Origin of the sequence: Psychrosphaera algicola (assembly GCF_028401425.1) — a bacterium.
Taxonomy (GTDB): Bacteria; Pseudomonadota; Gammaproteobacteria; order Enterobacterales; family Alteromonadaceae; genus Psychrosphaera; species Psychrosphaera algicola.
In genome coordinates this window covers 4,216,812-4,235,121 of sequence record NZ_JAQOMS010000002.1, presented here as the reverse complement: position 1 = coordinate 4,235,121, position 18,310 = coordinate 4,216,812, and the positions used below count along the sequence as shown (strand labels likewise).

The 18,310-nt window shown below is 40.2% G+C and carries 20 protein-coding genes and 4 pseudogenes; 15 read left to right on the top strand and 9 right to left on the bottom strand.

The window, feature by feature from the left end:
- The first annotated feature begins 235 nt into the window (after positions 1 to 235).
- The 5 genes from PN838_RS23380 to PN838_RS23360 all read left to right on the top strand — a co-directional run bounded on the left by PN838_RS23380 (position 236) and on the right by PN838_RS23360 (position 4,664).
- The gene (locus PN838_RS23380) at positions 236 to 748 is read left to right on the top strand and encodes a hypothetical protein (protein ID WP_272182184.1); all 513 of its coding nucleotides are present in this window, start codon (positions 236 to 238) and stop codon (positions 746 to 748) included.
- An 89-nt stretch (positions 749 to 837) separates the two neighbouring features.
- On the top strand, positions 838 to 963 hold the full coding sequence (locus PN838_RS23375; RefSeq protein ID WP_272182183.1) for a hypothetical protein: 126 nt from the start codon (positions 838 to 840) through the stop codon (positions 961 to 963).
- Positions 964 to 1,179: 216 nt separating this feature from the next.
- Entirely contained in the window at positions 1,180 to 3,537 is a 2,358-nt protein-coding gene (locus PN838_RS23370) for a hypothetical protein (RefSeq protein ID WP_272182182.1), read from the top strand.
- On the top strand, positions 3,527 to 4,180 hold the full coding sequence (locus tag PN838_RS23365; protein WP_272182181.1) for a hypothetical protein: 654 nt from the start codon (positions 3,527 to 3,529) through the stop codon (positions 4,178 to 4,180). Before PN838_RS23370 ends, PN838_RS23365 begins: the two co-directional genes overlap by 11 nt.
- Positions 4,167 to 4,664, top strand: a complete 498-nt coding sequence (locus PN838_RS23360) for a hypothetical protein (protein ID WP_215964346.1) — start codon at positions 4,167 to 4,169, stop codon at positions 4,662 to 4,664. Before PN838_RS23365 ends, PN838_RS23360 begins: the two co-directional genes overlap by 14 nt.
- 332 nt (positions 4,665 to 4,996) lie before the next feature.
- On the opposite strand, the gene PN838_RS23355 is transcribed toward PN838_RS23360, so the two are convergent.
- The 5 genes and pseudogenes from PN838_RS23355 to PN838_RS23330 all read right to left on the bottom strand — a co-directional run bounded on the left by PN838_RS23355 (position 4,997) and on the right by PN838_RS23330 (position 8,151).
- A complete protein-coding gene (locus tag PN838_RS23355) occupies positions 4,997 to 5,614 on the bottom strand; it encodes a hypothetical protein (protein WP_272182180.1) in 618 nt (205 codons plus the stop codon).
- Positions 5,601 to 5,954, bottom strand: a complete 354-nt coding sequence (locus PN838_RS23350; RefSeq protein ID WP_272182179.1) for a hypothetical protein — start codon at positions 5,952 to 5,954, stop codon at positions 5,601 to 5,603. Before PN838_RS23350 ends, PN838_RS23355 begins: the two co-directional genes overlap by 14 nt.
- Positions 5,955 to 5,975: 21 nt before the next feature.
- Positions 5,976 to 6,373: pseudogene (locus PN838_RS26725) on the bottom strand (FlgO family outer membrane protein).
- Between the two features lie 423 nt (positions 6,374 to 6,796).
- Positions 6,797 to 7,465: a FlgO family outer membrane protein gene (locus PN838_RS23335; RefSeq protein ID WP_334313436.1), complete on the bottom strand. Its 669-nt coding sequence runs from the start codon at positions 7,463 to 7,465 to the stop codon at positions 6,797 to 6,799.
- A 44-nt stretch (positions 7,466 to 7,509) separates the two neighbouring features.
- On the bottom strand, positions 7,510 to 8,151 hold the full coding sequence (locus PN838_RS23330) for a FlgO family outer membrane protein (protein WP_272182176.1): 642 nt from the start codon (positions 8,149 to 8,151) through the stop codon (positions 7,510 to 7,512).
- Positions 8,152 to 8,524: 373 nt separating this feature from the next.
- Here PN838_RS23330 and ppnP point away from each other — a divergent pair.
- Positions 8,525 to 8,835 (top strand): annotated as a pseudogene (gene ppnP / locus PN838_RS23325) (pyrimidine/purine nucleoside phosphorylase).
- A gap of 93 nt (positions 8,836 to 8,928) precedes the next feature.
- Here the strand turns inward: ppnP and PN838_RS23320 are convergent.
- Both PN838_RS23320 and PN838_RS23315 read right to left on the bottom strand, forming a co-directional pair.
- Positions 8,929 to 9,834 (bottom strand): LysR family transcriptional regulator, encoded by a 906-nt coding sequence (locus PN838_RS23320; protein ID WP_215964341.1) that lies wholly within the window; start codon positions 9,832 to 9,834, stop codon positions 8,929 to 8,931.
- A 99-nt stretch (positions 9,835 to 9,933) separates the two neighbouring features.
- Positions 9,934 to 11,061: an SPOR domain-containing protein gene (locus PN838_RS23315; RefSeq protein ID WP_272182175.1), complete on the bottom strand. Its 1,128-nt coding sequence runs from the start codon at positions 11,059 to 11,061 to the stop codon at positions 9,934 to 9,936.
- A 133-nt stretch (positions 11,062 to 11,194) separates the two neighbouring features.
- Here PN838_RS23315 and PN838_RS23310 point away from each other — a divergent pair, with 133 nt between their 5' ends.
- The 4 genes and pseudogenes from PN838_RS23310 (at position 11,195) to PN838_RS23295 (ending at position 15,281) form a co-directional block, all read left to right on the top strand.
- Positions 11,195 to 11,440, top strand: coding sequence for a cyclic nucleotide-binding domain-containing protein (locus tag PN838_RS23310; protein WP_272182174.1), 246 nt, complete (start codon positions 11,195 to 11,197; stop codon positions 11,438 to 11,440).
- A complete protein-coding gene (locus tag PN838_RS23305; RefSeq protein ID WP_272182173.1) occupies positions 11,427 to 11,795 on the top strand; it encodes a cyclic nucleotide-binding domain-containing protein in 369 nt (122 codons plus the stop codon). Before PN838_RS23310 ends, PN838_RS23305 begins: the two co-directional genes overlap by 14 nt.
- Positions 11,796 to 12,240: 445 nt before the next feature.
- Positions 12,241 to 13,641, top strand: a complete 1,401-nt coding sequence (locus tag PN838_RS23300; protein WP_272182172.1) for a phosphoethanolamine transferase — start codon at positions 12,241 to 12,243, stop codon at positions 13,639 to 13,641.
- A 300-nt stretch (positions 13,642 to 13,941) separates the two neighbouring features.
- Positions 13,942 to 15,281 (top strand): annotated as a pseudogene (locus tag PN838_RS23295) (magnesium transporter).
- 61 nt (positions 15,282 to 15,342) lie between these two features.
- Here PN838_RS23295 and PN838_RS23290 read toward each other — a convergent pair.
- A complete protein-coding gene (locus PN838_RS23290) occupies positions 15,343 to 15,588 on the bottom strand; it encodes a Rho-binding antiterminator (protein WP_215964336.1) in 246 nt (81 codons plus the stop codon).
- 68 nt (positions 15,589 to 15,656) lie between these two features.
- Positions 15,657 to 16,199: a DUF4287 domain-containing protein gene (locus PN838_RS23285; RefSeq protein ID WP_272182171.1), complete on the bottom strand. Its 543-nt coding sequence runs from the start codon at positions 16,197 to 16,199 to the stop codon at positions 15,657 to 15,659.
- 325 nt (positions 16,200 to 16,524) lie between these two features.
- On the opposite strand from PN838_RS23285, the gene PN838_RS23280 reads away from it, so the two are divergent.
- The 5 genes and pseudogenes from PN838_RS23280 to PN838_RS23260 all read left to right on the top strand — a co-directional run bounded on the left by PN838_RS23280 (position 16,525) and on the right by PN838_RS23260 (position 18,309).
- Positions 16,525 to 16,791 carry a hypothetical protein gene (locus PN838_RS23280; protein ID WP_272182170.1) on the top strand — a complete coding sequence of 89 codons (267 nt, stop codon included), beginning with the start codon at positions 16,525 to 16,527 and terminating at the stop codon, positions 16,789 to 16,791.
- Positions 16,792 to 16,793: 2 nt separating this feature from the next.
- Positions 16,794 to 17,147 (top strand): hypothetical protein, encoded by a 354-nt coding sequence (locus PN838_RS23275; RefSeq protein ID WP_272182169.1) that lies wholly within the window; start codon positions 16,794 to 16,796, stop codon positions 17,145 to 17,147.
- A 56-nt stretch (positions 17,148 to 17,203) separates the two neighbouring features.
- Positions 17,204 to 17,797 (top strand): tetratricopeptide repeat protein, encoded by a 594-nt coding sequence (locus PN838_RS23270; protein ID WP_272182168.1) that lies wholly within the window; start codon positions 17,204 to 17,206, stop codon positions 17,795 to 17,797.
- A 14-nt stretch (positions 17,798 to 17,811) separates the two neighbouring features.
- A pseudogene (locus PN838_RS23265) lies at positions 17,812 to 17,964 on the top strand (tetratricopeptide repeat protein); the annotation flags it as partial.
- Positions 17,965 to 18,081: 117 nt separating this feature from the next.
- A complete protein-coding gene (locus PN838_RS23260) occupies positions 18,082 to 18,309 on the top strand; it encodes a hypothetical protein (protein ID WP_272182167.1) in 228 nt (75 codons plus the stop codon).
- Position 18,310: the final 1 nt, after the last annotated feature.

Genomic DNA, 18,310 nt, shown 5'->3' with positions numbered 1-18,310 from the left:
CCTTTGATTTTACCGCTACTGGCACTATTCCTGCTTTATAGTTTATGAGCAAAAATGAAAGAAAAATGTGTCAAAACTACCATGCTGTTAAGCTTATTTTTTGTGAGTTTCCTGCTGTTTTACACTTTAGTTTCTTTTTAAATTTACCACGGGCCTATCACCCAAATTAACTAGAGCTTCAAGTAGGTATCAACATGACTGTATCGCCACGTTTTTTCTTAATATTGCCATCGTCATGCTTGGCGTTTTTGTCAACTCGGCCAGCGCAGGTCCAAACATTCATTTCACGGATTATCGTGTACTGTTAACTGAAAAACAAAGTACCAAAAATTACCAGATATTTAATCAGGGCGATACCGATGCCTATTGTTACACCAATTTAGTCGACCATAACGTATCTCCAGAAGGTCAACTGACGGTCGCGACAAAAGACAATTTGCCAGCGACCAGCGCTCAGTCTTTACTTCGAATTTCACCTAAACGCGTTTTAATTCCAGCTAAGTCTAATCAAAAAGTACGGGTTTTAGCTCGTAGATTAGTCCAACAAAAAAGTGGGGAATGGGTCAGTTATTTAAACCTAAGATGTCGTGAACAAACTGATAACGCAACAGCGGGAATTAAAATTCAGCCAAACTTTGTCTTTAATATTCCGGTAGTGGTTCGCAAGGGGAGCTTAAAGTCGAAGCAGCCATTCAACAAGCCCATATCGGCAACACTAACGAGCGTTATTTTGCCGAGGCAATACTAAGTCGTCGTGGAAAAAGATCACTATTTGGCGACATCTCCGTATCTGACGACACTGGCGTTTTAGCGGTTCGCAAAGGATTTTCACACTATTTGCAATCAGCAGATGTACCGCTGTTGCTGCCGTTAAAAGCAAAGCCAAAAGGCAAAGTGATCATCGAATTTAAAGAAACGCCACAATTTGGTGGCGATATTTCGCTAACCACTGTGATTAACTAACGCATCCATTACACGATGAAGATAAGTCACCTGTGTTTCACTTTTTGCTCCTGTTGAGTTTTACTTCGACAAGTAGCGTGCAGTGGTTAACGCAAGATGAAGTCGACTTTGATATTTATGATCTGCGCTTAAATCGCGATTTGGTGCTATACGAAAGCGCGGATATTTATTACCACAACGACTAAGGTACTTCTGCCTTTTTACGTCGTCACTGGTATGTTAGAGCTCAACCTAAATTACGGTCCTAAAAGCGGTCTAATCACTGGCAAAATTGAACAATCGAATGTTTTGTTTCAACTGCAACAGACACCGCCGTCTAAAAACGGCGTTACTGATTTAAGCAAATCAGAAAAAATGTCAAAAAGCTTTGCCGTACTTATCGACAATGAACTTTACTTAGATACAACGACCTTGGCCTATTTAATTAACGCCAACATCACCATGAAAACTCAAGATCTTGCCATTGAGTTTGTCTCTCAAGGACAGCCATTTCCAATACAAAAACGACTCGCGAGAAGCAATAACAAAGTTGTGCAACAGTCTGATCTGCAGGATCCAACATACGACTTTCTAATCGAAGATCAATATCGAATTTATACGCCCCCTAAAGGCCATGTTTCAATTTCCGCGCGTAAAAATCAATTAAATGACCAACTCAATCTAAATGTACAAACTTACAACGACTTGCTTTACCATGCGTCTCACTTGAGCATGGCGCAAAACACCGACAACCAACTTACCGCACGTTTTAGTATGCGGCGGAGTCAAACGGCTCCGGACAAAAAAATTCTAGGCAGTCTAAATCATTATGCTTTTGGTGATGTCTCCGCCAGCAATACCAGATTGCAATCGGGCTACTCTGGCCTAGGTGTTGTATTTGGCAGTGATCAGGCCAAATACAGTTCTTATTTTGGCAAAATAAACATCGAAGAAGATGCCCCTGCAGGATGGCAAGCTGAGTTGTATAAAAATGGTTTTTTGATGGAAACCGGTACGGTGGCAGAAGATGGTAGAATTATTTTTTCTAACATCGATACGACCTACGGCATAAACCGATTTGAAATAAAGTTGTACGGTCCATATGGTGAAGAACAAATTATCGACCGCGAAGTTATCGTTGGTCACAATATGCTGAAACCCGGTGAATTTAATTTCAATGGCGGCATCATTGATACTGGCAGTAGCCTGTTCAACAATCAGCAATTTAGTGAAAAGTCCTCATCCCCTGCTGCATTTATTCAGACCGAGTTTGGGCTAAATGCCAAAACAAGCTTAGGCTTGTCCTATTTTGTCCAGCAAAACCCAGATGATTCGCAATTGCATGAAGGTATCATTTCACTTACCAGACAATTACCAAATGCGCTGGCTGATGTGAATGTATTTATACAAGAACACGACAAATACAAATTTGATGTCAATTTGCTCGGTAATTTTGGCAATAACTTTCGATACTCAGCCGGGGCATTTTCAAACAAAAATTATGATAATCGAGATGCGACTGCACCGCTTGGCGAACAAAACGGCTATCGAGCTGGATTTACCGCAAGGCTAGGCGCAGTAGGACTCGGCTTAAATGGATATTCAAAATCAAATATCTTTGAACTAGACGGGGTGAGTGGCAATAGCCAGTTTGATGACCTTAACTTTGTTCTCTCATCTCGTTTCAAACAATTTAATATTACCAATACCGTTAATTACAGCTACAACAGTGCTTTAAACTCAACGGCCTATATCACTGATAAAATCGCAATTTCATCTCCTATTGGTGATAAATGGTATTTGCGGACAAGTGCCAATTTTAATATTGAAAACGGAGAAGGCCAAAAAACAGAACTCGACTCTATCGATTTGAATGCAACATGGCGAGCCCCAGCGCACATTTATGCTTCATTTAATGGGCAATACAATGTCGACAATCAATATCGAGTGTCTACGAATGTCAGTGTCAGAAAACAAAAATTCAATATGGTTTTTGGCACCAGCTATTCGAGTGAAACTAAATGGCAAGTGAGTGCCGGTTTAACCTTTAACATCGATTACGACTATCATAATGGCCAAGTCAATTTTCAGAGTGAATACTCAGCGGCATCGTCAACATTAGACTTGATGACCTACATCGATAATAACCAGAATGCACACTATGACGAATACGATGAACCGCTGTCGGGGGTACAATTTGGGGTAAAACCATACTGGCGCGATATACGTTCAAACACTCAGGGTTTGACCTATCTTCCGGGACTAGGCCACAATGCGCCCATTAAAGTGCATTTTAATACGATGGAAACAAAATCCCCTGCACTTAAACCAGTTAATGATAATTTCAGGTTTTATACCCACGCGGGCGGTGTGACATCATTGGACATTCCATTTAATTATGCTGTCACGCTAGATGGAATTTTAGAAGACAAAACTTATGGTCAAAAAGCCAAATTTGTGCCGGTTCAGCTAGTGGATAAAAATTCAAAAGTCGTGGCTGAGACGTTATCTGACATCGAACACTATTATATGTTTGAAGACCAATGGCTAAGGGCAATACGAACTCAGAATAGACCCAGCGTTTTTGGCCAGTAAAAAGCTATACGCCTATCCCAAAACCATCAAACTGACCTTAACCGGCAGCGACCAAGTACTTACGGTCGACACGATTACGATCTCAGATATTAATCGCAGCCAAGTTGACGAAAATTATCAAGGCGATATTGAGCCCCAAAATATCTCTACTTCCCTGACAAAAACAAACCAAAGGACATCTAAGGAACTACAACGTGGTGAGTTTTTCTCGATTCAGTTTGGCGCATATGACGACCGCGAATATTGCCATATGCGCACGACTGATTTAAAACGAACGGGGGTCGATAAAGCGTTTTATAGTATGGGGACTAAATACTGCACGGTAATGGCCGGTGAGTTTAATTTAAGAGAAGATGCCAACCAATATTTATATCAGATCCCACCTAACGTGCGCACCGATGCCTATGTTCGAGTCTTTAGCACGATTCGCACTGTATTTGCCGTCTTGCTAGAAACTTATACCACAGAGCAAGAATGCCAAAGTTATATCCTACAAAGTGAATTAGTAAACACCTATGTAGAAAACGATAATCAACGATGCAGCGTCTATTTAGGTGACTTTTTAACGGAAGAACTTGCTCAAGACGCTTATAATGCATTGCCATACGTTTACCGAAAAGGAGCAAAAGTTGTTGAACTCTAACATGTCTAAAGCCAGTTATTTGATTGTTGCAACCGCATTGTTCCAGTTTGCGCCTGCGGCTTATTCGCTGGCGGATAGTATCACCCAACAAGCCCAACTCAGCTTTGGTGAATTGGTGCCTAAGTCAGGGTTTTGTGAACTAGACCCGATAAATGGCAATATTTCTAGCCCCGATAATATGTGCTTAGGCAGCGCCCAACTCGCCCACTACCGAATTCAATCGACCCCCAATACACAGCTAATTGTAAGATTTAACTATGTTGAAGATGGAGCGCAGGGGTTGTCATTCGCGCCAAAAGCGCGCCTTGTCAATGATCTTAATGCTACGAGCTTGTCACCTATTGCCGGGGCAGACACTTGGTTTATGACCGGCACCGACGGCACCATTGATTTATATGTGGGTGGCACATTGACTATTTCCAACGCGCTTAGCGGCCTGACATCGTACAATATGTCCTTTGATGTCGAATTTAGAACCCCCTAATTGCAATTCGACTTTTTAAAAGCCAACGGCCCCGTCTTGAATAAATAGACCAAAGATTAAGTCTCACTCATCGACAGACAGATAACCTTAGAGTTAACACTTCGCGTATTTATGTTAGGTGGTAATGATTTTTCTGCGCAGTTCTTTCACGTCTTAGTTCAGTGACAGAGGTCCTTAATGCGGTAATTAGTTGCGGTTATATTCAGGTGGGGGATGTAACTAGCACTGAGCCGGGCTGAAAACCAACTAGGCCATAAAAAAGCAAATAATATAGAGGATTAATGATAAGTGGGTGCTAACACACCCACTTTAATAGCTTTATAAAAGAAACGTTATTCTGAGTTAGAACTGTCTGTGTAGACTTCCACACCGTCTTTAATATTGCGAAAGAAAAAATCCGAAATAAAAGTGTTGTGCGTTCCGGCCACAGTATTTGATTTCAACAAAGTTAATGTCCCGTAAAGCACAAATTGGTCTCCGTAACTATCAACAATGGTTTCTAAAATAACTTCATCGCCAGTAAATTTACCTTTTGGCTTGCGGCCATCATAGACATTAAAACCATAGTCTTTCATCTGGGCTGCAATCATCGACGTTATTAGCTCTTTACCGCCTTCAGGGTTTGCGACATCGGTGACTTTGAGTTTCATCGGTCTGACAACCAAAGGTGCACCATAATGCTCAGACGACAAATTTGAAATCAGATCCATAACAAAATGGCTCACGGTTTTATCTAACGATTTATACTGATTTTTAGCCGAGTTATTTTTAATAAACTGATGATTAAATGACTGAAAAACAGCGTAGTCGTTTTCAACGCTGGTTTGCAGTTGACGTTGCTGGCTCATTACCGAAAACTCTTGCTGGGGAACGCGCTTTTCTCGATTTGCAGAACGTTTGGTCAAAGGGGTATTTGCCAACTGACGGCTTGACGGGTTACTGACCACCATAGGGTTTTGTGTTGCCTATGGGATCTTGATTACCTACCAAATTGGTACTTTGCCGATCTGGATTACCCACTATAGTACTGTCATTAGCTTTTAATTTTTTAACGTTGTCGTGTTCAGCGAGCAGAAACGTTTCAGGCTGCTGCAATGCGTCACCCATCAAGGCTTTGTCGTTGGCTTTAGCATTTGGATCAATTTGTAATTCTGCGTCACCACTTTTATTTACCAAAGCCTGTTGTTGATCATCAGGTTTAATTTCAGGGGCGAACCAGCCATCAACAGTTGCACAACCGGATAATGCCAGCAAGATACTGATTTGAATTAACGGACGGATATTCATCAAAATTACGCTCCAGTTGTTTTACTAATCGCCAATCACAGCGTGTTTATCAGAACTCGGTATGATTGAATCTAAAACAAAATATGGGATAAGCTTTTTACTTGTCGATACGACTCGTTTGTTTTCGAAGTTAACCATTCTTGCGTTAATGATTAATCCTCGTTTGTTGTATGCCATAGTGCCGGTTAATACATAGGTCATTGTTCCGTCGAGCAGCAGTTCGTCTGAATTTCTCGAAAAGACAAAATCCCCAGTAGAAATCACGCGCACGCCCCTGTGACTTTATAATCAATAACCGGAATGCCGTTTTGCTGCAGTTCATAAATGAAATTTTCTGCCAACATATTGCCAAAATGATTGACGGTCGACAGATCTTCAGAGAATTCAACAAATGACGTTACGCCGACGACCGCATCGTCCATAGGGATAGTTAAATTACGTAAAATTTCAGTGGCCATTTGCTCAATGTATTCACCCACGAGTACCGTATTATTACTGGCTTCTAACGGATGTGAGTAATGAATTGCTCTTGTATCTTCTTGGTATGGATCACCCTGAGCGTTTTGTAAACCCGGTTCATTTTGCAAATGGGCAACCAGTTGTTGGCAGTCAACTAATCGACCCGTTTTTGACACACATAAGGTATCGGCATGCGGTTTATTGGCCTGTTTAGCTTTTTGGTTATCCGATGTTTTAGCATCCGGAAAAAACTCACCCGATGCACAACCAGTAAGTCCCACCAGCAGCGTACTAGATAGAAATAAAGTTAAGAAATTTCTTATCATAATGGCCTCCGACCTATTCGCCAGCTGTCACTGGAATACCGTCGTTTAGATTGCTCGATATTAATGAGTTAATAACATTGCTAGGCAAAAGCCCTGCGCTGACGCAACAACGGCTTTCGATTGCAATCCAATGACCCGAGCATTAACCATGTAACCTGCAAGGTGTTTGACTAACGTGCCAGTTAACGCGTATTTAATTGGCAATTCACCAGATAGATCGAGGTAATCTTTGCTCAATATAAAGTCACCATCCGGTGACACGCGAATATAATCCGTCGTTTTATAATCTAATACTGGAATGCCAAATTTATGGACTTCGTGGATAAAGCTTTCCGATAATTGCTTACCAATTAAATCTGCTTTTTCGTAGTCGCTGTCTAAAAAGACAAAAGAGGTAACGGCAATTGGCGTGGATGCATTTACATATTGCAAGTTCCCCACAAGATCATGCATCAAACCACGTACATAATAATTGATGTTTTTCATGTCCATGCTCTTCGTCGGTTTACGACTGTGCATGGTGCCAACTTTATTTAATAATTTATCGCGATAGTTTTGCTGAAACTTAACGCTCGCTTCCGCCGTTGTATCGTCTGGATTTGCGGCAATATACTCAGCCTGAGGCGTTTGTTCTGCCGCAACTTTGAGTTGGTCTTCAACCACTTCTTCTTGAGGGGCAGGTTCTTCAAACAAAGACCAACTTTCCATTGTTGCGCAACCAGATAGCATTAACGTGGTTATTACGCTTAAATATACTTTTTCATTTTAAACTCCTAATACTCGCCACGGTACAAACGGCTGTCTTTTATCTGTACTTTGTTGTGGCTCCACATACTATTTAGCGGCAAATAATCGGTTGCTGCGGCAACTATTGTCTTATCAAAGACACGAATTAATCGAACATTAACGACTAAACTGTTTTGTTGCTGGGTATAACTGCCCGTTAACATGTAATCGGCACTGACCCGAGAATCTAAATCATTAACGTCTCTCGACATCATAATATCGGCATTATTGGTTATTTTAACCGCTGGTAAGGTTTTAAACTCAATGACCTTTAAACCGGCTTGGGTTGCAAACGTCGCAAAACTTTCTTGGATTTGAATGCCATATGGCACTAGCGCTGCATTGTTTTTATTATCGTAACGTTCCGCGGGTAAAAACGTGCCAACCACCATAGGACGCGATACGTCAAAGCCATTAGCAGTGTCGAACAATTGACGGGCAAGGCGTTCTACATGGAAATGCAATGACCCTTCTGAACTTTGTGGCTGATAACTTTTTGGTTTTTCATCCACTTGTTTTACGCCAGCTAATAATGGGTCAGACACCGACGAACACGCAGCCAGAAGCCATATCAGCAATAAGCTGGTCAATCTAAAAAGTGTTTTTAGCTGTGTTTGTCGATAATACATAGTCTATTCCGCACATCAGTAAACTGGGTTTATGGCTTTGATTAAAGCAATTTAGATGCCAATACCTAATTGACGCGTTTTGGTCACCAAGCGCTTTGATTAATACCCTCGTTTGGTCGCGTATTTGAAGGATGCCGGTGGTTAAAAACATTGTATATATTTAGTCATTGACGCCGCTGACATTTGCCACTTCATTATTAGCTATTGCAAATTCAACTTAATAAAGGTTAATCAAGCAAGAACAAAACGTTTATAATCTTCTTCATTCAGGAACCTTATTTTGTGTTCCACAGTTTAAATCCAAAAGCACAACTCATGGAGCTTAAACTCGACTCAGTTTTCAAATTACTTTTAACAATTATAGGATCTAAACATGACTCAATTTAAAAACGTGGCTATCGATGTAAACGCCAATATCTATTTTGATGGCAAAGTGACAAGCCGCACGGTAACTTTTGAAGACGGCTCAACAAAAACACTTGGTGTCATGTTGCCTATAGCGATTATGAATTTAATACAGCAGCTAAAGAGTTAATGGAAATTAATGCCGGTGAACTCACTGTGCTATTACCTGATTCAGAATGGCAAACAATTGTTGCTCCTGATAGCTTTTACGTTCCGGCAAATGCATCATTTAAACTTAAAGTGACTAAAACAGCAGACTACTGCTGCAGTTATTTATAATCCACACGATTTACTTTGTGTCGTAAAGTAACACCTAATGAGTGTTACTTTACTCAATAACTCGGCACCTGTAGCTATTTCCATTGCGGATCATTAACTGTTGCCGAGCTCCTCTAAAATAAAGTCAATGAACACTCTAATTTTTGCAGGTAAATGTTGCCGACTGGCATAAATAAGGTAGACCCCGATATCGGGCATTCCGTAGTCATTTAACATTGGTACCAGCGTGCCATTGTCTAACTCGTCAGTAAGATTAAATGTTGGAAGCCTAATAATCCCCTGCCCCGCAACACAAAGCTCGAGCAGCAATTCAGGGCTACTTGAGGTAACTGACGTTTTTAGATGCACCAGTTGCTCGCGCCCTTCACTGTCAAAGTAACTCCATATCTGTGGATGTTTCAAATAGCTATAGGTTAATACCTTGTGTTCAGCCAAATCTTGCGGTGTGGTCGGCATACCGTATTCTTTTATATAACTTGGTGCAGCTAGAGTTAACGCTTTGGCTGTCATAAATTTACGACAAACTAAACTAGAATCTTGAAGTTGACTGGTCGCTCGAATAACCACATCAAAACCATCTGCAACCACATCCACTTTTTTATCGCTCAAATCAACATTAATGGTAATTTGAGGGTACTTCGCCATAAACTTGGCAATTATGGGGCGAATGCGAGATAGACCAAAACTCACCGGGCAGCTAATTTTTAGTTCACCTTGCGGCTCTGCTTGTCGGCCACTTAGGTCGTGGACAGCCTGTTGTGCGCTATCGATTATATGACGAGCTTGTTGGTAATAAATTTCACCTTCGTAGGTCAACCTAATCGTTCTTGTCGTACGTTGCAGTAATCGTACGCCCAGTCTGTTTTCTAGTTTGTTTATTTCTTTACTAATGTAAGAAGTTGAGTGACCACTGCGTTGAGCGGCTAATGTAAAACTACCAACATCAACAACTTCGACAAATATGACCATGCCGTCTAATAATTTACTATCAAATGCCATCTAACGATTCCTAGCGGTGCGGGTTACAAACATATAGTGCACTGAAAATTTGAACTGAAAAACTAAAAGTGGCATTCACACTCACACTTTAATTGCTGGTTATTTTCTATAGCTATCAATTTTATTGAAATCAAGTTTGACCACCCAATTATCAATCCCATCTAACAAAAGTTGTTCTGAGACGATTTGGGCAACTTTTCGGTTGTTATATTCACCATATAGCAGTCTATAATATTTGCCATAGGTTCCCGTATATAAACTCGATATATCTAATTTTTGTGCTTTGACAAATAAACCTATCGATTCTACATTTTTAAAACTGCCAATTTGAACCGAATAGCGCATGTTTTTATCAGTAACTTTTTCACCTTTGCTATCTGATTCTTGAAATTCTTGTTGGGAATTCATTACAGGTGATGCCGCACTTAACACCGCATGCGGTTTTAGTTCGTTTTTATGTTGTTCACGCTCCACCCGGTGCTGTTTTTGTTGGGCATTTATTCCAGTTAATACTCGATTTTGGAACGCTGTTGGAGATACCTCGGCTATAGCTGCAGTTGAATTGTCTAGATTAGATTGTTGGCTTCCACTATCGGCTTCTCGGGTCACGCGACTGTCACTTGAATATCTAGCGGGTAACGAACGAACAACTTTGCCTAAACGGTAGTTTATGCCCAACGAAATTTGCTCACCATCAAACACTGAAGTGTTATCAATAATTCGTTTTAGTGAGAACGTAAACCGCCATCTATCATTGATTTCATAATAAGTGGCGATACTTATCTGACCCATTACGTCACCGCTGTCGGGGTAACTATCGGTTGCCGCAGCTGGTAATTCCGGTAATGTTTTAGTCGCCACGAGTAGATTAATTTGAGGTACAATTTGCCAATTAGACAAATACCATTGGTATCCCATTCCAATTTTTACAAAGCCAAAATTGGTCTCCTCAATACCGGTAATAGTAGGAACTTCTAATGCATCGAGATATTCAAATGAGAACGAACCGGTCATGCCATTTGTTTGCCATGGAGCATATTCAAATGACAAGTCCACTGCTTCTAGAGTGTTCGCTTGGTAGTGCGCCAGATTGATACCTGCAGACCAATTAGAATATAAGATTTGCTGCTCAGCGGAGTAACCAACCGAGACAAAACAACAGAATGTTGCCAGCAGGATGTTTTTGAGCATCTTAAGCTTATCTTTAAGCTCTAATTTTAATAACACAGTATTCATTTAATGGATTCAACTCTCGTCATGCTGTAGTATTTTATCGTCATATTGACCCAAAGCTTTAATGATACAAGGTTCAACAAGGAATATTAAGTATGGTTGCTTACGCCCAAATAGGAATTATTTTGTGAAAAGAATTAATAACGTATCAAAATTAAAGTTGGTTGAATTTCTAAATCGGGTCGATTTATTTAAAGCCCTCAGCCCTCGTGAACGTAACGAAATTGCCAATTTGCCTAACCTTGTGGTGATGATAGAACAAAACGAAATATTCATTCGTCGTGGCGAACACGACTCGAGTTTCTACATCTTATTAAGTGGCGACGTATCGGTTACGATAAATAAAAAGCACGTAGCGAATGTTGGCCTATAGTCATTTTATCGGTGAAGTTGGCTTCATTTGTAACGAACCACGAAGTGCAACAGTAAAAACACTTACCGAAATTATTGCGTTGCGGATCACCAAAGAGCTTTTCGACAAATTGCCGATAAAAGTAAGAGAAGGCATAAAAAGCAAAATCATCTCTGGATTAGTTGACCGAGTCGTCGCTCAAAATACCAAAATTGTTGACCTTGAAGAAAAAGTTCTTAAATACGAAACAGACGCCGCCGCAATAGAAGGTACCGATATTACGACGGAAAACGGTGACAATGTTAAAGGTCAATCAAAAGAGGATGCTACTCAAAAAGGCTCACACCGATTGGATATCCCATTAAAAGATCGATAATGCCACAATAAAAAACAACAGACTGATTGGTTAACTTACCGCTGAGTATCAACTTAAATACGTCCGTTTTGCACCTGTTTGTTAGCTAAATTCACATCAAGCACTTTGATATGCAGCACTTTCTTAATAAACGCTTAAGAAATGCTTAACATATACTGAAAGTCCCCTTCTTTGTCATAAATCGGTAGACATATAGCAAAAGCTTTTTATGGTATGCCCGCTTTAATATAACGTTGCTGTTCGTAATTGTTGTTAAAACACTCTAATTATGCATTATAGGGAATAAAAAATTGAACAAAGTAATTTTGTTTTTTAAGAATACAACCGTTACTGCGAACCAAGTAGTATTTGCATCCTGCTGCTATATTGCGTTAATTTTAAACTTACCGTTTTTAACAAAAACATCGCAAGCTATTATTGAAGTCGAAAACTACAATGTGTTTTTTTGTGCTCTGTTCCGTTATTTTTATTAAGTTTAACTGTCCTTTTTCAAGCTCCATTAGCCATTAAATGGCTAACAAAACCAATCTTAATTCTTACAACAATGACCTCCGCACTGATCTTTTACGGTACGGTGTCATATGGCATAGTGTTTGACTACGGTATGGTGCAAAACTCATTTGAAACCGATACCGCAGAAGCTCTGTCTTACCTAAATTTGTACGCTGTGCTGTTTTTTGCCATTTTTGGCCTGCTCCCCGCCGGTATTATTTATCTCGTAAACATAACGTATAAACCATTTTTCCAAGAACTATTAAGTCGACTAAAATTGCTATCATTGAGCTTTCTTTGCGCAACGATTATTGCGGCATTGTTCTACTCACATTACGCCTCAGTTGGCCGTAATAACAAAGATTTAATAGGTTATATCACCCCTTACAAAATGGTCGATGCTACTCAGAAATTTATTAAAAACACCTATTTTTATTCACCTCTCAAATTTAAAACACTCGACGCGACACCAACCTTTAATCGTGTTAATAAGAAAAAACACGTCACTGTATTAATTTTGGGTGAAACCGCTCGCGCTCAGAACTTTGCCCTTAATGGCTATAATACACCGACAAATCCTTACACTAAGAAACTCGGGGTTGTGTCGTTTTCTAATATGTATTCGTGCGGTACCGCAACGGCAATTTCAGTTCCTTGTATGTTCTCCAGACTAAACAAAAGCAACTACAGTCGACGTTTGGCCTCGGCTCAACAAAATGCATTGGATATCGTTCAACAAGCCGGCGCAGATGTTGTTTGGATAAGTAATAATAATGGCAGTTGTAAAGGCGTTTGTGCACGAATTGAAACGACGAAGATCCCAACTTACTCAGACCACGAATTGTGTGATGGCGAATATTGTTATGACGAAATCTTATTGGAACCCTTAAAAGCAAAATTAAGTCAGCTAGACAATAACAATACCTTCATTGTATTGCATATGATTGGGTCTCACGGTCCCACCTATTACCGACGTTACCCGCAATCAAAACAAATATTTCTACCAGATTGCCAACGTAGCGACTTACAAAACTGCAACCACAAAGAAGTTGTAAATACCTACAACAATACAATTGCTTACACCGACTTTGTTATCGCTAAGACTATTGAAGAATTAAAACTGATTACTTCAGAAAGTGACATAGAAGCGTCCTTGTTATACATATCCGATCATGGTGAATCTCTTGGTGAAAATGGTGTCTATTTACATGGCTTACCGTACGCTTTTGCACCAAAAGAACAAATCCATGTGCCAATGATTTACTGGAGCAATAACATGGCCTCATCATTTGATCCTACGTGCCTTACAAAGGTCGCAAAGAAAAACTCACCCATGACATTGTGTTTGATTTAATCATGAATATTGCTGAAGTAAAAACCACAACTTACAACGCTAAAAACGACCCGCTTAAAACCTGTCGACTTTAATTCGACAGGTTTTCAATTTAGTGGTTTTATCCCCCAGAGCTGAAATCAGTTAGCCCTAATTGAGCTTAATATTGCATTCAATAATAATTAATTGATTTTATTATCGTTTAAATGCCTAAACCTGTTTTATAATTGACAAAATAGAAAACAGTTTTTGTGATCTTGCGCATACTCTCCAATGCCTACAAAAGCCCCCAGAAATCGTACCGATAAGGAATGATCCGTTATGGCTGAACAACTACCAGACTTAATCGAAGAGGTAATTCTAGCCTCTAACGATGAAGACAATGAATTTATGCCTTCAATTGTTGCTGCTAAAGATGAAAATGAACTCGCTTTATTGCTGGAATCATTGCCTTTAGAGCAACGACTTGATGTGTGGAATAATATTCAGCCACATAAAAACTCGATGTATTAATTGCTATGCGTGGCGATCCGCGCGAGACAATCATCAATGAAACCGATGAAGAAGATTGGGATAATTTATTTCTCGATATTGAGGCAGAAGATTTACTCGAACTTGCAGAGTCTCTACCAGACCAACTCGTCGAGCGTGCCTATGCGGCGATGGATAAACTGCAGAAACAATATTTCTTTGAAGCAAGTCAGTTTACTGAAGAACAAACTGGGCATTGGTTAAATCCAGACTATTTAGTGCTGCCAATCACGGCCCGGATCAGAGACTCGAATCGATTATTGCGACGGGAAGTTGGAGAGCATATCGACACCTTATTTTTAGTTAACCGGGCAGGAATGTTTTCCGCCGCTGTAAAACTTAATAAGTTGTTTGGGGTTCCGGAACATATTCCTTTGGTTGATTTAGCCGAAGAGTCCATCAATACACTCAACGCCAATGACGACTGTCAAAAAACGTCGTTAGAAGTACAAAATTCTGGTTATTCATCTTTACCAGTTCTCGATGATACTGGCAAATTACTTGGCCGCTTAGATGTGCGAACCGCAAGTGAGATTGTTAACGAGTCGTACGAACGAAGTATGATGGCATCAGCGGGTATGGATGAAGATGAAGATTTATTTTCTTCGGTTAAAAAAAGTGCCAAAGGCCGAGCATTGTGGCTTGGGATAAATTTACTTACCGCATTTCTAGCCAGTGCATTTATCGGCATGTTTGAAGCAACATTGCAACAAGTCGTTGCATTAGCGGTATTGATGCCTGTCGTGGCCAGTATGGGCGGGATTGCGGGAAGTCAGACACTTACCCTTATTATTCGAGGGTTAGCTTTAGGGCAAGTCACCAGCGCAAACGTAAAGGCACTATTAATCAAAGAACTAAAGGTAGGTGGGCTTAACGGTGTAATTTGGGCCGCTATTATTGGCTTAGTCTCGTTTTTATGGTTTGGTGATCATTTACTTGGCATTGTTATTGGCATTGCGATTTTATTCAACATTGTGGCGGCGGCATTTGCTGGCGTATTTGTGCCGGTTATTTTAGAGAAATTAAAAATAGATCCCGCTTTATCTGGCGCGGTCATTCTCACCACCGTCACCGATATCGTTGGGTTTGTTGCCTTTTTAGGGCTCGGCACCCTATTTTTGATTAATTGATGATACGTGTTAGAAAAGCGGTTGGTTATTTTGTACAAGTTACCAACCCATTCCTCTCGCTTTAATCAAACGAAACCCGCTGGAAATGTGGATTTTTGACACTCACCTCTAGCGTTGAAATGTTGTCTAACACAACCAACCTATCGGCATTATTTACATGTATTTTTATGCACTCTTGCTTTTTCTTATTGAGCGCAGTGTCTAATGCAATTCCGTTTATCACATCGCCTGTTTTCATTACAACCTTAATGGGGTAACGGTTCATACAAGCAATTTCGATATAATCGTAGTGATTACAACTGATCATAAAACTGACTTTTCCCTAATATAAGTAGCGCGATTAACTAAGGACAATTTAAAACTATGCATAGGTGTTCAGACCGATTGCTCGTAAGCTAACGTTAACCACTGAATAACGTCATTATCTATGTCACTTAGACAATGTAATTGTATTCTATGGGTACACATAGTGCCAAATGGACCCGAGTTTTCTAACTTTCCTTGAACGTCAGCGCCTTTTAGTTTTAAGCCTAAATCTATTCTTGTTTTTGTCGCCGGTTTTATTAAAGCAAACTGCCTTTTTCGAATTAAACTTACGCTGCCTTTTTTAGGGGTGATAACAATGTCAGCACCAAAGTTTTCGACGAGTGTGATGAGTTTGTCATACATAGGCTTGAGTGACTCTTTACCTTGGTATTGAGTCAAAACTAAATCAACCTGTGGTTCATTTTTCTCTTTTGCTAAGGTCACTATCGTATTAGCAAAACCATGGGTTACTCCATGTTCTGTTTTTAAGTATTTAACCGCCTCTGAGTGTTTTTCAAATGTTTCATTGGCCAAAATATCTATCCACTGCTCGAGACTTTTACCTGTTTTTTCAGGCATATTATTGATCATTGTTTGAAGTGCATTATCCATAGTGTTCACTTTTAATTTTAACCCCGTAAGTTACCTAGCAATTTATTTCTATCTAAATCGCTTTTAGGGGTAATTGGTACATAGCTAAGCTTAGTCAACAACTTGGCAATTGAAAATGATTTTGCAAATGATTAGAAACTAAAATCACCTTTTTATAGATATAAATCAGCATTGTCCACAACACGTGATTTATACATTTATGTAAATTACTATGCTATAAAAGCAGATAAAGGATTATACCAATCCTACTAAATTCTAAATAACGGCCTAATATGACTAAAAGTACTTTTTGGGAAAATTCCTTACCGAGTTGCGTCGTCGTAATGTGATCAGAACAAGCGTCGCATACCTTGGTTCTTGCTGGTTGTTACTTCAATTTCTCGATGTTGCTTCACAATTAATGATTATCGATGTCATTGTCGGTGCCTTCATGTTTATCTTCATGTTGTGTCTTTTCCCAGTGGTTATTTACATCTCTTGGCATTTTCAATTTACTAACTCAACATGGGTACGTACTGCTACAGTTGATTTTGACGAAGACGGCGAGCCCGTTATCCCCCGCCTCTTGGTTGGGGAAGTTGGGTCGGATTAGTCATGATAATTTCACTTAGTTTGGGCATCGGTTATCAATATTTTCATGTCGTAAAAGACCGCCAAGATATAGAAGCAGATGGGTTAGTTAAAATAGTGTCTGCCGATTCAATTGCTGTATTGCCGTTTGTTGACCAAAGTGCCGACAAAGACCAATCTTATTTGGCCATAGGTTTGGCCGAGGAACTCACGAGTTTGTTAGGGCAAACCGACGGATTTCGAGTGGCCGCCTCAAGGTCGTCGCAGGTTCTTACAGATAAAGGGTTTTCCCTGTTGATATTGGTAGACGACTTAATGTGCAAACCGTGCTCTCAGGTTCGGTGGTTAATGTCGGCAATCGAGTCAAAATTCGGGTAGAACTCCTAGACACTAAAAACGGTCATACACTTTGGACAGAAAATTTTCTGAGAGAAATGAAAGATATATTTGATCTGCAGTCAGAAATAGGTCGCTCGGTTGTTAATTTATTACAAGACAAATACCTCGAATCTGGTTCATTGCGTTCGCTTTCAGCGACCAATAGCACTGACGCTTACGTCGTCTACCTTAAGGGTCGCGAAGCCTATCGACTGCAAACCACGGAAAGTTTCAAAGAGGCAAGAAAGCTTTTTGAGCAAGCCATTGCGCTAGACCCTGAATATGCCCAAGCCTACGTTAGTTTGGCGGATACTTTGGCGCTGTTGGGAGATGGTTCAACACAATATGGGGTTTTGGCCAACGATGTTGCCGCAACACTTGCCGAGCGTAATGTCGAAAAAGCCCTCGTGCGTCAGCCCAATATGCCCCGTGCTTATGCCGTAGTAGGGTATATCGCAATGATCCGAGATGAGTTTGAAAAGTCGCTAGGGGCTTTTGACAAAGCCATAGAACTTAACCCAAGTTTAGCCATTGCATATATGTGGAAGTCGCGTGCTTTAGCTGAACTACAACGTTTTGATGAGTCATTTGCGGCTCTAATTAAAGCGAACGAGCTCGACCCCTATTTCGTAGTGCAACTTATAACTTAGGTGTTGAGTTAGAGATACGTGGCAGATATCAAGAAGCAGAAGACATTTATAAACAACTGCTAATCGATTATCCAGACTTCCCTTCATCTCATTCAGGGCTCGCGGGTATTTATTTTAGTCAAGGCAATTATAGTGCTTCTATTCAAGAGGCTTATCTTGCTCATAAGCTTTCTCCAGAAAATGAAGAGCTTAAAATCAAGTTAATTGGCTCTCTTCTTCAACTTAAATTAACAGATATCATAAGAACGTTAACAGATGATCCGATCTACGATGCAACGCTGTTATTGATAGAAAAAAATTATCAGCAATTGTTTAAAAATATGGATTTTGAAGTTGCAGCAAACCCAGACGATTATTGGGTTGCCTTCGAAGCAGGTTGGTACAACGCCATGGTGGGAGATAAAAGCAAAGCAGTCACTCTGCTCACTGAAAAACAAGCTGGTCTTTCAGAAACCGATAAATTTTCAATGCCATATTGTTCACCGGCAATCGAGATCGCTCTAGGCTCATAAA

Coding starts and splice junctions, on each gene's coding strand:
- PN838_RS23380 (WP_272182184.1), top strand. CDS start 236: ATGCTTGGCGTTTTTGTCAACTCGGCCAGCGCAGGTCCAAACATTCAT.
- PN838_RS23370 (WP_272182182.1), top strand. CDS start 1,180: ATGTTAGAGCTCAACCTAAATTACGGTCCTAAAAGCGGTCTAATCACT.
- PN838_RS23355 (WP_272182180.1), bottom strand. CDS start 5,614: ATGGTGGTCAGTAACCCGTCAAGCCGTCAGTTGGCAAATACCCCTTTG.
- PN838_RS23335 (WP_334313436.1), bottom strand. CDS start 7,465: ATGCTATCTGGTTGCGCAACAATGGAAAGTTGGTCTTTGTTTGAAGAA.
- PN838_RS23330 (WP_272182176.1), bottom strand. CDS start 8,151: ATGTATTATCGACAAACACAGCTAAAAACACTTTTTAGATTGACCAGC.
- PN838_RS23320 (WP_215964341.1), bottom strand. CDS start 9,834: ATGGCATTTGATAGTAAATTATTAGACGGCATGGTCATATTTGTCGAA.
- PN838_RS23305 (WP_272182173.1), top strand. CDS start 11,427: ATGTTGGCCTATAGTCATTTTATCGGTGAAGTTGGCTTCATTTGTAAC.
- PN838_RS23290 (WP_215964336.1), bottom strand. CDS start 15,588: ATGATCAGTTGTAATCACTACGATTATATCGAAATTGCTTGTATGAAC.
- PN838_RS23285 (WP_272182171.1), bottom strand. CDS start 16,199: ATGGATAATGCACTTCAAACAATGATCAATAATATGCCTGAAAAAACA.
- PN838_RS23275 (WP_272182169.1), top strand. CDS start 16,794: ATGATAATTTCACTTAGTTTGGGCATCGGTTATCAATATTTTCATGTC.
- PN838_RS23270 (WP_272182168.1), top strand. CDS start 17,204: ATGAAAGATATATTTGATCTGCAGTCAGAAATAGGTCGCTCGGTTGTT.